This is a genomic window from Bradyrhizobium sp. UNPF46, from assembly GCF_006658625.1.
Lineage (GTDB): Bacteria > Pseudomonadota > Alphaproteobacteria > Rhizobiales > Xanthobacteraceae > Bradyrhizobium > Bradyrhizobium nitroreducens.
This window is the reverse complement of sequence record NZ_LFJB01000054.1, coordinates 1-12,776: the sequence shown is the minus strand read 5'-3', so window position 1 is coordinate 12,776 and position 12,776 is coordinate 1. Positions and strand designations below refer to the sequence as shown.

Annotated in this window: 14 protein-coding genes; 6 read left to right on the top strand and 8 right to left on the bottom strand. The window is 65.9% G+C overall.

All coding sequences use genetic code 11. The features are described from left to right. Positions 1 to 70: 70 nt before the first annotated feature. Positions 71 to 943, top strand: coding sequence for a LysR family transcriptional regulator (locus tag UNPF46_RS21560; RefSeq protein WP_142251341.1), 873 nt, complete (start codon positions 71 to 73; stop codon positions 941 to 943). On the opposite strand, the gene UNPF46_RS21555 is transcribed toward UNPF46_RS21560, so the two are convergent. Then, on the bottom strand, positions 927 to 1,688 hold the full coding sequence (locus UNPF46_RS21555; protein WP_100177692.1) for a hypothetical protein: 762 nt from the start codon (positions 1,686 to 1,688) through the stop codon (positions 927 to 929). The two genes, UNPF46_RS21560 and UNPF46_RS21555, sit on opposite strands and share 17 nt — an antisense overlap. Positions 1,689 to 1,704: 16 nt before the next feature. Next, a complete protein-coding gene (locus UNPF46_RS21550) occupies positions 1,705 to 1,893 on the bottom strand; it encodes a hypothetical protein (protein WP_100177693.1) in 189 nt (62 codons plus the stop codon). 253 nt (positions 1,894 to 2,146) lie between these two features. On the opposite strand from UNPF46_RS21550, the gene UNPF46_RS21545 reads away from it, so the two are divergent. Further along, positions 2,147 to 3,124 carry a DUF2336 domain-containing protein gene (locus UNPF46_RS21545; protein ID WP_142251340.1) on the top strand — a complete coding sequence of 326 codons (978 nt, stop codon included), beginning with the start codon at positions 2,147 to 2,149 and terminating at the stop codon, positions 3,122 to 3,124. Positions 3,125 to 3,294: 170 nt separating this feature from the next. Here UNPF46_RS21545 and UNPF46_RS21535 read toward each other — a convergent pair whose 3' ends face one another. The 4 genes from UNPF46_RS21535 to UNPF46_RS21520 form a co-directional block, all read right to left on the bottom strand. Next, entirely contained in the window at positions 3,295 to 3,639 is a 345-nt protein-coding gene (locus UNPF46_RS21535; protein WP_142251339.1) for a DUF1491 family protein, read from the bottom strand. 53 nt (positions 3,640 to 3,692) lie between these two features. Next, entirely contained in the window at positions 3,693 to 3,902 is a 210-nt protein-coding gene (locus UNPF46_RS21530) for a hypothetical protein (protein ID WP_174718972.1), read from the bottom strand. A 155-nt stretch (positions 3,903 to 4,057) separates the two neighbouring features. Next, the gene (locus UNPF46_RS21525; RefSeq protein WP_100177697.1) at positions 4,058 to 4,762 is read right to left on the bottom strand and encodes a peptidoglycan-binding domain-containing protein; all 705 of its coding nucleotides are present in this window, start codon (positions 4,760 to 4,762) and stop codon (positions 4,058 to 4,060) included. After that, positions 4,755 to 6,611: a sensor histidine kinase gene (locus tag UNPF46_RS21520; protein WP_181770043.1), complete on the bottom strand. Its 1,857-nt coding sequence runs from the start codon at positions 6,609 to 6,611 to the stop codon at positions 4,755 to 4,757. The genes UNPF46_RS21525 and UNPF46_RS21520 overlap by 8 nt, the downstream gene beginning before the upstream one ends. Positions 6,612 to 7,021: 410 nt before the next feature. Here UNPF46_RS21520 and UNPF46_RS21515 point away from each other — a divergent pair, with 410 nt between their 5' ends. Further along, positions 7,022 to 7,456, top strand: coding sequence for a DUF5330 domain-containing protein (locus tag UNPF46_RS21515; RefSeq protein ID WP_100177699.1), 435 nt, complete (start codon positions 7,022 to 7,024; stop codon positions 7,454 to 7,456). A 69-nt stretch (positions 7,457 to 7,525) separates the two neighbouring features. Then, the gene (locus UNPF46_RS21510; protein ID WP_100177700.1) at positions 7,526 to 7,954 is read left to right on the top strand and encodes a SufE family protein; all 429 of its coding nucleotides are present in this window, start codon (positions 7,526 to 7,528) and stop codon (positions 7,952 to 7,954) included. A gap of 153 nt (positions 7,955 to 8,107) precedes the next feature. On the opposite strand, the gene UNPF46_RS21505 is transcribed toward UNPF46_RS21510, so the two are convergent. Both UNPF46_RS21505 and UNPF46_RS21500 read right to left on the bottom strand, forming a co-directional pair. After that, positions 8,108 to 8,527 carry a Ros/MucR family transcriptional regulator gene (locus UNPF46_RS21505; RefSeq protein WP_097662924.1) on the bottom strand — a complete coding sequence of 140 codons (420 nt, stop codon included), beginning with the start codon at positions 8,525 to 8,527 and terminating at the stop codon, positions 8,108 to 8,110. 146 nt (positions 8,528 to 8,673) lie between these two features. Further along, on the bottom strand, positions 8,674 to 9,558 hold the full coding sequence (locus tag UNPF46_RS21500) for a DUF308 domain-containing protein (protein WP_181770048.1): 885 nt from the start codon (positions 9,556 to 9,558) through the stop codon (positions 8,674 to 8,676). A 309-nt stretch (positions 9,559 to 9,867) separates the two neighbouring features. On the opposite strand from UNPF46_RS21500, the gene UNPF46_RS21495 reads away from it, so the two are divergent. Both UNPF46_RS21495 and UNPF46_RS21490 read left to right on the top strand, forming a co-directional pair. After that, positions 9,868 to 11,517 (top strand): glycosyltransferase family 39 protein, encoded by a 1,650-nt coding sequence (locus UNPF46_RS21495; protein ID WP_142251336.1) that lies wholly within the window; start codon positions 9,868 to 9,870, stop codon positions 11,515 to 11,517. Between the two features lie 178 nt (positions 11,518 to 11,695). Next, positions 11,696 to 12,475, top strand: a complete 780-nt coding sequence (locus UNPF46_RS21490) for a class II aldolase/adducin family protein (protein ID WP_142251335.1) — start codon at positions 11,696 to 11,698, stop codon at positions 12,473 to 12,475. Positions 12,476 to 12,776 lie beyond the last annotated feature (301 nt).

Sequence of the window (12,776 nt, the reverse complement as noted above, 5' to 3'; positions counted from 1 at the left end):
AGGGCGTTCTTGCCATCGTTCATGGCATAGGTAAAATATCGAGTATTGATATTATCTCTAGGTCAATCCTATGGATATCCGCGAGCTTCGCTACTTCGCCGCCGTCTACCGCGAACGCAACCTGACCGCGGCCGCGCGGGCCTGCTTCGTGTCGCAGCCCTCGATCTCGACCGCGATCACCCAGCTCGAGGCCGAGCTCGGCACCACGCTGTTCGTCCGGCACAAGAAGGGCGTCGCGCCGACCGCCTCGGCCGAGCAGTTTCACGCCCTCGCCCGCCGTATCATCGACGAGACCGATGCCGCGCGCGCCCTGTTCAGGAAGCCGAGCACCAAGACGAATGTCACGCTCGGCCTGATGCGCACGCTCGACGTGCCCCGGACCATCGCGCTCTTGAAACCGCTGACGGCGCGCAGCGACGTTTCACTCCGGCTCGTCGGCAGCGACGAGCCCGCCGATGCACGCATCATCTCGAAGAGCATGCTGCGCAAGGAGGAGCAGTTCGTCGCGCTGTGGAGCGAGCGCTATGTCGCGGCGCTGCCGCCGTCGCATCCGCTGACGCTGAAGGACAAGCTTCGCACCGCCGATCTCGCCGGCGTGCCCCTGATTGATCGCTGCCATTGCGAGCAGAGCGCGTTCTTCGGCCGCGGTGCGCAGCGGCGGCAGACCGCGGCGATCGCGCAGTCGGAAGATTGGGCCATCGCGCTGGTCGCCGCAGGGGTCGGCATCGCCATCGTCCCCGAGGGCGTGGCGCGCGGCAATCCCGATGTCGCCGTGCGCGAGATCGAGGTCAAGGTGAAGCGCGAGGTCGGCCTCGCCTACCGCGCCTCGGCGCCGCTGGCGGATGCGCTGAAGGAATTCGTCGGGAAGCTGCAGAAGCGACGCGGGCCGGCTCGAACCGGGCGCCGCACTGGCACCCGCAAAGCCCTCAGCCCTTCGAAATGACCGCGCGCCCGTAAGGCGGCTGCGCCTGGACCGGCGGGTTGGCAGTCTGGGCGGCGAGCTCGCCGATCAGGCGGTCGGCGTCGGCGGCCATGCCGTCCGGGGCCTGGATCACCAGGCGCTCCAGCGCCCAGCGATAGGAGGAGACGCGCTGCTCCAGGCATTGCTGCACCCACTGCACGATCAGCGAGTTCTCCTGCATGCGCGCGACCGCGTCCTCCTTCTCCCTCGGCGAGAGCGCGGAGACGCGCGCCATGCTGGCGTCGCGCTTCCTGTCGAGGTCGATGACGCGGATCGCGGAGGCGAAGAACGGCTCGAAGCGGGTGATGTCGTTGCGCACGTCCTCCATCAGCTGCGCATAGCGCGAGGAATGCGAGCGGTGCGGCTCGTCGATGAGCGTGCGCCCGTACATGGTGCGGTCGAACACGATCTTCTGCCGCCAGGGCGATGGCATCGCCTTGTAGTCGCCGAACACGCTCTTCCAGGCGGGACGCGACAGCGGCGGCTCGATCATGGGATAGGCGAGGTCGCGCAGCTGGCGCTCCTCGTCGGTCAGCTGGAATTGCGAAGGCTTCAGGCCGACGCTGCCGGTGACCTCGGCGCCGAGCCAGCGATGCATGTCGTCGCTGCGCATGTCGGCGCGGGTGCGGCCGAAATCGCCACCGCTGCACGCGCCAAGGGTCGCAGCGAGCAGTGCGAGCAGGACGGCCGATAGAACGGGCCGGATCTGGCGGATGGTGTCCGGCATTGCACGAAGCCGGATGTCAGCGACGGCGACGACGGCGCCCCGGCGCTGTGCCCTGCTCCGGTCCGCGATCGCCGCTGGTTTCGTCGCTCTCGCGCTCGATGCGGATCACCGGGAGGATCAGAATCGTCCCCATGTCCGCGCGCGGTGTGACGTCCCCCGACGAGCCTACCCGGCGACCGGCCGGAAATTCGATGATGGTCCCCATGTCAGCTCTCTCAATTGCCGCGCGATCAAATACGCTCCTGCAACATGGCGATCATTAAGATCAGCTCATGGTTAACGGGGTGTAAACGTGCCTCTCGGACCGTAACCGCACGGGCCGGACCCGCCGTCCCGTTGCGGCACGAAATGGCCTCGAATTCAAGGATCCGCTTCACGCCTCGTTTTCCTTAACGAGCCTTTAAAGGAACCTGCGCTAGGCTCGCCCCGAGTATCTTTTCCGAGTTGCGTACGCCTCCATGACCAAGTCGCTGTTTCCCGGATTCGACGGGCTGATGAGCCTCTCCCGTCGCGAAGGCGTCGATGTTCGGCCGACGCTGCTGCGCGTGCTGACCGACCTCTATGTCCAGACGCGCGTCCACAGCGACGACGAACAGCGCCAGTTCATCGAGCTTGCGACGCGGCTGATCGACCAGGTCGACGATGCCACGCGCGCTTCCGTCAAGGCGAAGCTTGCGGTCTATCCGCAGACGCCCGTTCCGGTGCTGCAGAAGCTCGGGCTGGTCGCCGCCCAGGAAGGCCGCAGGGTTCCGCTTGCCCGCGAGATCCCCGCGTCCGCGCCGCCCCCCGCCCCGGTCCGCGCGCCGACCGAGGCCGAGCAGCGCATGGCCGCGAGCATGGCGATGCAGCCGAAGGACGCCGCCGAGATCCACGACATGTTCTTCCGCGCCGGTCCTTCCGAGCGCGCGCTGATCCTGCACAATCTGGCACAGACCCCGCTGAAGGCCGCGCCGCGGATTCCGACCGTGCGCGCCAAGCGCGCGATCCAGATCCTGGAGATGGCGGCGATCGCGGGCGACGTCGAGAACTTCGCGCTCGAGCTCGGCGACAGCCTGATTCTGCCTTCGCGCGTCGCAGCCCAGATCGTCGACGATGCCGGCGGCGAAGCGCTCGCCGTCGCCGCCCGCGCGCTCGACATGCCGAGCCCGAACTTCCAGCGCATTTTGCTGTTCTTCAAGCCGGCGATCGGCACCTCCGTTAACGAGGTGTACCGGCTGTCACGGCTCTACGACCGCCTCAGCGACCGCTCGGCGCTGGTGATGCTGGCGGCCTGGCGCGGCTCGACGCTCGCCGTCACCCGCGCCAAGTACCAGCCGTCGCTGCATGACAGCGAACGCCAGCGCGCACGCGCGGGCGGAAGCCAGACGCGACCGGCGGTGCAGCCGGGTTCCGCTCCCGGGGTGCGGACGGGCACCGGCGGATCGTCGGAGCGGTAAGGCGGGTTCTAAAGCAGCTTCGGGTCGTGCCCCGGACGCAGCGCTCTTCGGCGCTGCGCCGCAGAGCCGGGGCCCATCTCGCCGCGTCCATTCAAGCCGCCTTCCGGGTCCCGGCTCTGCGCGGCAACGCTGACGCGTCGCCGCTTGTCCGGGACACGGCGAGGCAGCAGCTACGTCTTCGCCAATTCCAGGAAATGCCGCCCGGCGCGGTCCTCGGTCTCCACGATCCAGGCGTCCGGGTCAAAGCGGATTTCCTTGTTCAGCCGTTCCTCGATGGTGTGCTCCGGCAAGGGCTGCGGCGACATCGGAACGAAGAAGCGATCGACGGGCCGGCCGTCGTCGTAAGAGGTCTGCGGCGCCGGCGCGTAGAGCATCGCCTGCCCGTCGAGCGTCGACACTTTCACGAAGACCGCCCCCGCCTCCTCGGCGCCGCGACGGCGAACCGCGCCGAACACGCCCTCGGTCTGGCACCGGCGCAGATAGGCGGCGACCCATATGTTGGATTTCAAACGCATGAGTCGGACGATAGGCCAGCGTGACGCGCGCCGCCAGTCTCGGCTCGTGCCCGTCAGACGTTGCGCAGGCCCTGCCCGCCGCGGATCTGGCGTGCGACGAGATATGACAGCGGCATCGCAAGCGCAAATCCCACCGCCACGGCGTAGGGGATGTTCCTGATGGCGTCGGCGGCGAAACTCGGCACCATCAGCACGACAATCAGGCTGACGCCTGCCAGCACCGTACCCAGCATGATCCAGACCAGGAGCGAGACCTTGAACATGACACCCTCTCTTCTTCGTTGAAGATGGGCGATCATGGTCACCGAGGCTGGCGGTCGTCATTGATCCCAAGCAAATCGCGCCTGCGGGACGCGGCCTGGCGTGCCTGCGCGAGAGCCTGAAGATTGATCCGCCTCAATGACAGCGGACGGCGCGGCTATTCGACGGGATGGCCGATGGCGGCGCCAAGCTCGCGCAGCAGGCGGTCGGACAGCTGGCCCGTGACCTGCATCTTGTGCTCACGCTCGAACTTCTGGATCGCGGACTGGGTCTCGCCGCTCATCGTGCCCGTGATCTTCAAATTGCCGTAGCCATATTCGGACAGCGCGCGCTGCACGCCCGCGATACGCCGTGCGGCGGGGCTCTGCGGCACGGGAATCGGAGCCGGCGGACGCATGGCGGAGGGCGGCGTCGAGGTGGTCGCCTTCACCAGATTGGTCATGGGATCGTTCGCGCGCGTCGATGCAGTCGCCTCGACCGGTTTCTCCACGGGCTTTTCGGCCGCTCTTTCAGCAGGTTTGGGCTCGGCGCGGAACTCGGTCGCGCGCGGCTCCAGCGGCGAGGTGTCGGCGCCGACGGGGCGCGGACGCGGCAAGGGATTGGGCAGCGACACGGACGACGGCGCGGGAATATTGATCACCGTGCCGAACATCGGCGCGGGATGCCGGCCGGTCTGCAGGAACAGCGCATTGGCAACGATCGCACCGATCGCGGCGACGGCGACGAGGCCGGCCAGCGTGTCCTTGGGGCTGTGCAGCAGCACACGCATCACGAGGTTGCGCTCGGTCTCGACGTCGACAACCGCGGCCTTGGCGCCACGACGGCGCGGAGCGGCTTCGTCCTTGTTAGACTTCCTAGGCACTTTTCTTCACCAAAGCGGGTTGGTCCTGAGTTTGGTCTTGAGACTCCTGGCGCAACACCGGCGTCAGGGTCGCGATCTTGCTCTCGCTCGCCTTCTCATCGGCCGGCTTGACTTGCGGCGGCGTGTAGACGAGCGGCAGCCTGACCGTGACGGCGGTGCCCTCACCCAGCTTGCTTTGTACCGTCAATTCGCCGAGATGCAACGCCACGAGGCTCTTCACGATCGAGAGTCCGAGGCCGGTGCCTTCGTGACGACGCTGATAGGTCTTGCCCGCCTGGAAGAACGGCGCGCCGATGCGCTTGAGATCGTCGGGCGCGATGCCGACGCCGGTGTCGCTGATGCGCAGCATCAGCTGCGATCCGGTCACCGCAGCGGAAACGGAAACCTGGCCGCCGCGCTCGGTGAACTTGATGGCGTTGGCGACGAGATTGAGCACGATCTGCTTGAAGGCCCTGGGATCGCCGGTCATGACAGGCAGGTCCTGCGGCGCGTCGGTGATGAGGTCGATGCCGTTCTCCCGCGCCTTCAGCGCCAGCAGATTGCAGCAATGCAAGAGCGAGGCGCGCGGCGCGAACGGCTCGGATGCGATCTCGAAATTGCCCGACTCCATCTTCGACATGTCCAGGATGCCGTTGACGACCGACAGCAGATGCTGGCCGGATGCGTTGATGAGCTCGGCATATTCCTTGCGCTGGGCCGCACCCAGCATCAAGGTCTGCTCCTGCGCGATCATCTCGGAGAAGCCGATGATGGCATTGAGCGGCGTCCGCAGCTCGTGGCTCATGGTGGCGAGGAAGCGCGTCTTGGCGGCATCGGCGGCCTCGGCGGCGCTGCGCGCCTGCTCCAGCGCCTGCTCGGACAGCTTGTGGTCGGTGACGTCGCGTATCACGGCGACGACTTCGGGCTCGCGCGGGACGTCGCGGCCCATCTCCGGATCGAGCGGGCGGCAGCGCATCTCGACCCAGAGAAAATCGATCTGACCGCGCTCGGAACCATCAGGCTCACGCCGCAGCCGGAACTCGACGCTACGCACGTCGCCGCGCGCGGCATCGGACAGCGCGGTGAGATAGGCCGGGCGATCGGCGACATGGACGCGGTCGAACAGGCCATGACCGAGCAATTGCGCCACTGATATGCCGAGCATGGCCTCCGCCGCCGGCGAGATGAACTGGACCGCACCGTTGCGCTGATGCCGCGAGACGACGTCGCTCATGTTGCGGGCCAGCAGGCGGTAACGCTCCTCCTCGCGCGACAGCAGCGCGACGCTGGTGCGCGCCAGCGATTCCGCGCCGAAGGCGAGTCCCGCGGCATAGAGCGTTGCCGAGGCGACGCCGAATGCCATCAGCACGCCGCGTTCTGCGGCGGTCGTGTCTGCGGAGGGCAGCCAGCCGAGCTGGCTGCCGAGAATCAGCAGTCCCGCGCAGGACAACGCGAGCAAGGACGCGAAGGCGGCGACGCGGCGCGAGGCCGACAGCGCGGCCTCGAGGGGAACCACGACCAGCCAGACCGCGGCGAATGAGTCGATGCCACCCGTAGAGCCCGCGACCGCCATGATCAGGCCGGCCAGCGCCAGCGACGACAGCACATGCGCGCCTTCATAGTGGCCGGTGCGCGACAGGAACCAGGACAGCAGGATCGGGGCGATCAGCCAGGCGAAAGCGGCAACCTCGACCGCGCTCGGCGCGCCACGCAGGACGAGATAGACCGGGAATGCGGCGAAGGCGGCCAGGCTGCCCAGCAGCCGCGGCGCCATGAAGGCACGATGCCGCGCTCGCATCAGCGCATCGTAACGCGCGGAGGGATGCAGCAGTGCATCGAGACAATCGCGGATGATACTCAAAACTGTCACGGGTCTCGCGCTTCGGCTCAATCGTCTGAGAAGACGCGCCGGAACGCCTCCTTGTCGTTGAGCCACCGTGTCAGAGCGACCTTAAACGAGTGCTAAGGCGGCACGGCACGCGGCCGGACGCCGGGACATCGCGGGGCTTTTTAGACGATTTGACGACGTCTTCGGCGAGGATGGTGAACACAGGGTTTCACGCTCACCGGCATGGTTTCGAATTGGTGGATGCAGGCGAGCCAGCGGAAATACGGGCGCGGGCGTCAATCGAAAATTTACGACAGCGTCGATCGCGAAGAATTTTGCGTAAATTTTCCGCGAATTAAGCTCAAGGCAATCACTTGCGATTTATCGAGAGTTGCTAGGTCCGACTTCCGCGGAGATCGCCGCGGAAGGGATCGAACGTACAGGTCGACAAGATGCGCTTTCTGCTCCGCATCACATTCTGGCTCGGGCTGGTGCTGGTGCTCCTGCCCAGGGACAAGACACCCGAATCGGAGAAGCTGCCGCAGATCGGCGCCGCCGACGCGGTGCAGGCTGCGACTGCGGCCGTCTCCGACATGACCCAGTTCTGCAAGCGCCAGCCGGCAGCCTGCGAGGTCGGCGGGCAGGCCGCGACCATCATCGGCCAGCGCGCCCAGGACGGCGCGCGCAAGATCTACCAGATCATCAACGACAAGAAAGAGCAGATCAGCAACGACAAGAACGACAAGCCCGACAAGAAGGCGCCCGACCATACCGGCTCGATCGCGATGGTCGGCGAAGGCGACGCCATTTCGAGCGAAGCGCCGCGCGACACGCTGAGCCAGGATGACCTCGCGCTGGAATGGCGCGGCCCGCAGCCGGCGAATTAGCGCCCAAACCCTATCGATTTCGGCTTCCTCCATCCCTATATTGGCGTGAAGCGGGAACCTTGGGTCAGCATGGCGACGATCGACGAAATCAGAGACAATTTCGAGCTTCTGGACGAGTGGGACGACCGTTACCGGTACGTCATCGAGCTCGGTCGTACCCTGGAACCGATGCCCGAGGCCGAGCACTCCGCCGAGAACAAGGTGAACGGCTGCGTCAGCCAGGTCTGGCTGCAGAAGCTGGTCGACCGCAGCAAGGGCGCACCGATTCTGAGATATCGCGGCGACAGCGACGCACATATCGTGCGCGGGCTGGTGGCCATCGTTCTCTCGCTCTATTCGGGCCGCACGCCGCAGGAGATTCTCGATACCGACGCGATCGCCGTGTTCAACGAGTTCGGCTTTCGCGATCACCTGACACCGCAGCGCTCCAACGGCCTGCGCTCGATGGTCGAGCGCATCAAGACCGACGCGAAAGAGGCGCTCGCGGAAGCATCGTAGATCCGCGTGACGAGGAGTACGTCCCGAACCACGCAGCAAACTTCCGTAGGATGGGCAGAGCGAAGCGTGCCCACGATTTGCGTGTGATTGGTGAGGATTCGTGGGCACGGCGCTTCGCGCCTTTGCTCACCCTACGAGATCCAGCGCGCGGCTCTACTTCCCCTTCTTCCGCTGCTGCTGTCCGAGGCCCATCTGCTTGGCCAGTTGCGAGCGCGCCACCGCATAGTTCGGCGCGACCATGGGATAGTCGGCCGGCAGGCCCCATTTCTCGCGGTATTGCTCCGGCGTCATGTTGTACTGCGTGCGCAGATGGCGCTTCAGCGACTTGAAGCGCTTGCCGTCTTCGAGGCAGACCAGATAATCGGGCGCGATCGACTTCTTCAGCGACACCGCCGGCTTCGCCGGTTCGAGCGGGGCCGTCTCGGTGCGGCCTGACGACACCCGCACCAGAGCGCCGTGCACCTGGCTGATCAGGTTCGGAATCTCCGCGGCCGGCGTCGGATTGTTGCTGAGATAGGCCGACACGATGCCCGCCGTCAGCTCGATGAAATTCTTAGCCCCCGCATCCGACATGGGCCCGCCCCTCGCACTTTGCGCCTCTCGGGAAAGACGACGCTCGACTATTCCGTGTCAACAATACGTTCGGCTGAAATAAGACGGCCAGCAATACGATAGTTGACCAAGCAACACAGCGGCCGCGCTTTGCTCGCGCGCGAAGATCAGCCCCGCTGATCGAGATGGGTGCGCAGCTCGTCGATCGAGGCAAAGCGCATCATGCCCTCCGGCATCTGCGCTTCGATCGAACCGTCCGAATAGAGCGAATAGGCCATGCCGTCGACGACTCCTGATTTGAGCACGGTCACGGGCGGCTGCTCGGCCGGTGCCGGCGGTGGTGGCGGCGGCTCGGGAGCAGGCGGCGGGGCAGCCTCCGCAAAGGTCGACGGCGAGCGCGGCGGCGGCATCGGCCGGCGCGCGCCGGCCGGTGGCTCCGGCGGACGGCTGCGATCCGGCTTCGGCCAAGCATCGTCAAAGCTTGCAGGCGGAATGTCCGGCGCTTCACTCGGCTCCGGTTGCGGCGACGGCGTCTCGGTGGCCTTCGCCTCCGCGCGTTCGCGCTCCTTGCGCGAGGTCGAAGCGAACATCAGATTGCGCCGGCGCGGCGCTTCAGGAGCTACCGGCGGCGGAGCCTCCGGCTCCGGCGGCACCTCGACACGCGGACGCTCGCGCGCGGCAGCTTCACCCTGCCACGGCGGCGGGCCTGCGGCCGGTGGTGGCGGCGGCGGCGCCGGCTCCATCCTGGTCTCGGTCCTTGCCGCTGCGGCAGACATCGGATCAGGCGCGGCAGCGCCTGATCCAGCAAGCCCCGGCAACACAGGCCTGACCCGCACTTCGGACGGCGCGCCGGCCAGCCGGCGCGCAATGGCTTTCAGCTCCAGGACCACGACATGGAGGCCGATCAGTAACATCCCGGAGCAGACGCCGATGGTGCCGGAGACTATGAGGGGGCTGCCGAGGCTGAACTCCCTGACGGAGAAGCCAAACAGGATCGAAAGGAGGCCCGCCATGACGGCGAAAATCCCTGCGATCAACAGTGCCAAGGTCATCGAACTCACCCCCGGCCGCACATCCACACGCGACCCGTCGCGCCACGATACCGTCATACGGTGTTCCACGCCAACGGCCAATTGCAGGCAGCGTTCCTAAAGGGAAGGAAATCAGGGACTTATTCACATTCCCTTCAGCTACGGCCCGCTACTGCTGGTCCGTGCTCGAAATCCGGAATTGCTGCGTCGCATCAGGAATTTAGCCATAATGCCCAATTACTTGGTAATGGAACTGCGCTATAGGGAGTCCGGGGACCAGGCCGGCACGCACCAGCAGGCCCAAGAGGGGATTCCGGGGCACCGATAGCCATGACATCCATCACGACTTCGGCGATCGACACGCCTCAGCGGCGCTCGATCGAACGGACTTGCGACGATCTCGCCATGCTGGTGCTGGCTGCGGTCGCCGTCGTTGCAGGCTTGACCTTCCGCGACTACGGCCTCGGCTGGGACGACTACACCCACGCCGAATATGCCGATCTGCTGCTGCGCATGTTCGGTTCCGGCTTCAAGGACACCGCGGCGCTCTCCTTCGCCAATCTCTACATGTACGGCGGCGGGTTCGACATGGTCGCGGCCCTCCTGCACAAGATCATTCCGCTCGAATTATTCGAGACGCGACGTCTGGTCGGCGCCATCGTCGGCGTGATCGGACTTGCGGTGACCTGGCGCCTCGCCCGCCGCATCGGCGGGCCGCTGGCCGGTCTTGCCGCACTCCTGCTGCTCGCGCTGTGCCCGATCTTCTACGGCCACATGTTCATGAACCCGAAGGATGCGCCCTTCGCGGTCGCTATGATCATCCTGATGCTCGGCCTTGTCAGGCTCGCCGAGGAGTATCCGCAGCCGTCGCCGCGCACGATCCTGATCGTCGGCCTGGGCGCCGGCCTTTCGCTCGGCTGCCGCGTTCTCGGCGGGCTCGCGCTGGTCTACGCCATGCTCGGCTTCATCCCCCTGTTCCTGGAGGAGCTGCGCACCGAGGGTCTGCGCGAATCGGTCCGCCGCTTCGCTCATGTCGTCTATGTGCTGCTGCCCGGCCTCGCCTTCGGCTACCTCGTGATGGGCCTGATCTGGCCCTGGTCGATCATGGAGCCCGGCAATCCCTTCGAGGCGCTGACCTACTTCTCGCATTTCTTCGAGAAGCCGTGGAAGGAGATGTTCGACGGCGCGATCGTGTCCGTGCCCGACATGCCTTGGTCCTATCTGCCGACGCTGTTCGCGCTCCAGCTCCCCGAGGTGCTGCTGGTGCTGATGGGCGGCGCCGTGTTCAGCACCTTCGCCATGCTGCCGCGGAGCGAGGTTCCCGCGCGCCGCAAGACCATCATGCTGATGCTGACGCTGGCTGCGACCCTGCCGCTGGCGATCGCGATGGTGAAGCGGCCGGCGCTGTACAACGGCATCCGCCATTTCGTCTTCGTGATCCCGCCGATGGCGGTGCTCGGCGGCGTCGCTTTCGCCTGGGTCATGGAGCGCCTGCGCGCCAACCACCGCACCTGGCAGCCGGTCGTGCTCGCGACCTTCTGCTTCGGCCTTGCGCTGTCGCTCGCCGAGATGATCCGGCTGCATCCCTATCAGTACACGCATTTCAACCACATCGCCGGCACCGTGCGCGGCGCCGACGACCGCTTCATGCTGGACTATTGGGGCCTTGCGCTGAAGCAGGCCTCCGACGAACTGCGCGAGCAGTTGGTCGAGCGCCAGGAAGTGCCGCCTGCCGGCCGTAAATGGAAGGTCGCGGTGTGCGGCCCGCAGCGCCCCGCGCAGGTCGCGCTCGGGCCCGACTTCACCATCGGCTGGGATTCCAACGCGGCCGATTTCGCGATGACGCTGGGCGAGTTCTACTGCAAGGGCCTCACCGCGCCCGTCATGGTCGAGATCAAGCGCGACGACGTGGTGTTCGCCCGCGTCTACGACATCCGCGGCCGGAGCATTTCCAGCCTGCTGTCGATCCCGGCGCCGTAATAATTTTCTCCGAAACCGTGTAGCCCGGATGGGCGCAAGCGACATCCGGGCTCTCTCTCAGAGCGGCCCCGCATCATGCGGGCTACGCTTGACTGCCGCGCTTCTGACGCGCCTTGCTGCTGGCAGAGAGCGGTACTAGGCTCCGTCCCCGCAACAACGATGTTCGGAGAGACCAGCCATGTCGCCAGCGGAAGCGCGCCTGAAGGAAGTGCCGTCTGATATGACGGAGGCGGAGTGGCAGCAACGGGTCAATCTCGCCGCCTGCTATCGCCTGGTCGCGCTGTATGGCTGGGACGATCTGGTCGACACCCACATCTCCGCGCGCGTGCCCGGCCCCGAGCATCACTTCCTCATCAACCCCTACGGACTGATGTTCGACGAGATCACCGCCTCCAGCCTCGTCAAGGTCGACCTGCACGGCAACCAGCTTTCCGAGAGCGAGTACAGCATCAACCCGGCCGGCTTCACCATCCATTCGGCGATCCACGAGGTGCGCGAGGACGCGATCTGCGTGCTGCATCTCCACACGCTCGACGGCACCGCGGTGTCGAGCTCAGCCGAGGGCCTGTTGCCGCTGAACCAGACCGCCCAGCTCGTCACCCACGACCTCGCCTATCACGATTATGAAGGTATCGCGCTCGACCACGACGAGCGGCCGCGGCTGCAGAAGGATCTCGGCGACCACAACCACATGCTGCTGCGCAATCACGGCACGCTGACGGTCGGCCGCTCGGTCGCCTCCGCCTTCGAGCGCATGTATCATCTGGAGCGCGCCTGCTCGATGCAGGTGCGCACGCGCGCGCTCGGCACGCCGGTCTATCCGGTGGAGGCGACTGCGATCGACAAGAACACCGAGCTGCTCGCCAACCGCGACCGCGCCGAGCTGCGCGCCACCAACCTCGTCTGGCCGCCCCTGCTGCGCAAGCTCGACCGCGAGCTGCCCGGCTACCGGTCTTGAGATTTTCGTCCGTTTGAAGTAGTCTCATCGTCGAACTACCTCTGCACGTCATGGAATGAAACGCCGCCCAATTCCGGGCGGCGTTTTTATTTGGGACGGCTGTCATTGCGGACACTGGTCTCGCAGGGTGGATTAGCGAAGCGTAATCCACCACGCTTCCGAGGCTGCGGGACCAAGTTGGTGGACTACGCCTGCGGCTAGAGCGTTTTCGAGCCAAGTGGACACCGGTTCGCGTGAAGAAAACGCGTCAAAACAAGAATCTAGAGCTTCGGTTCTGATTCAATCAGAACCGAAAATGCTC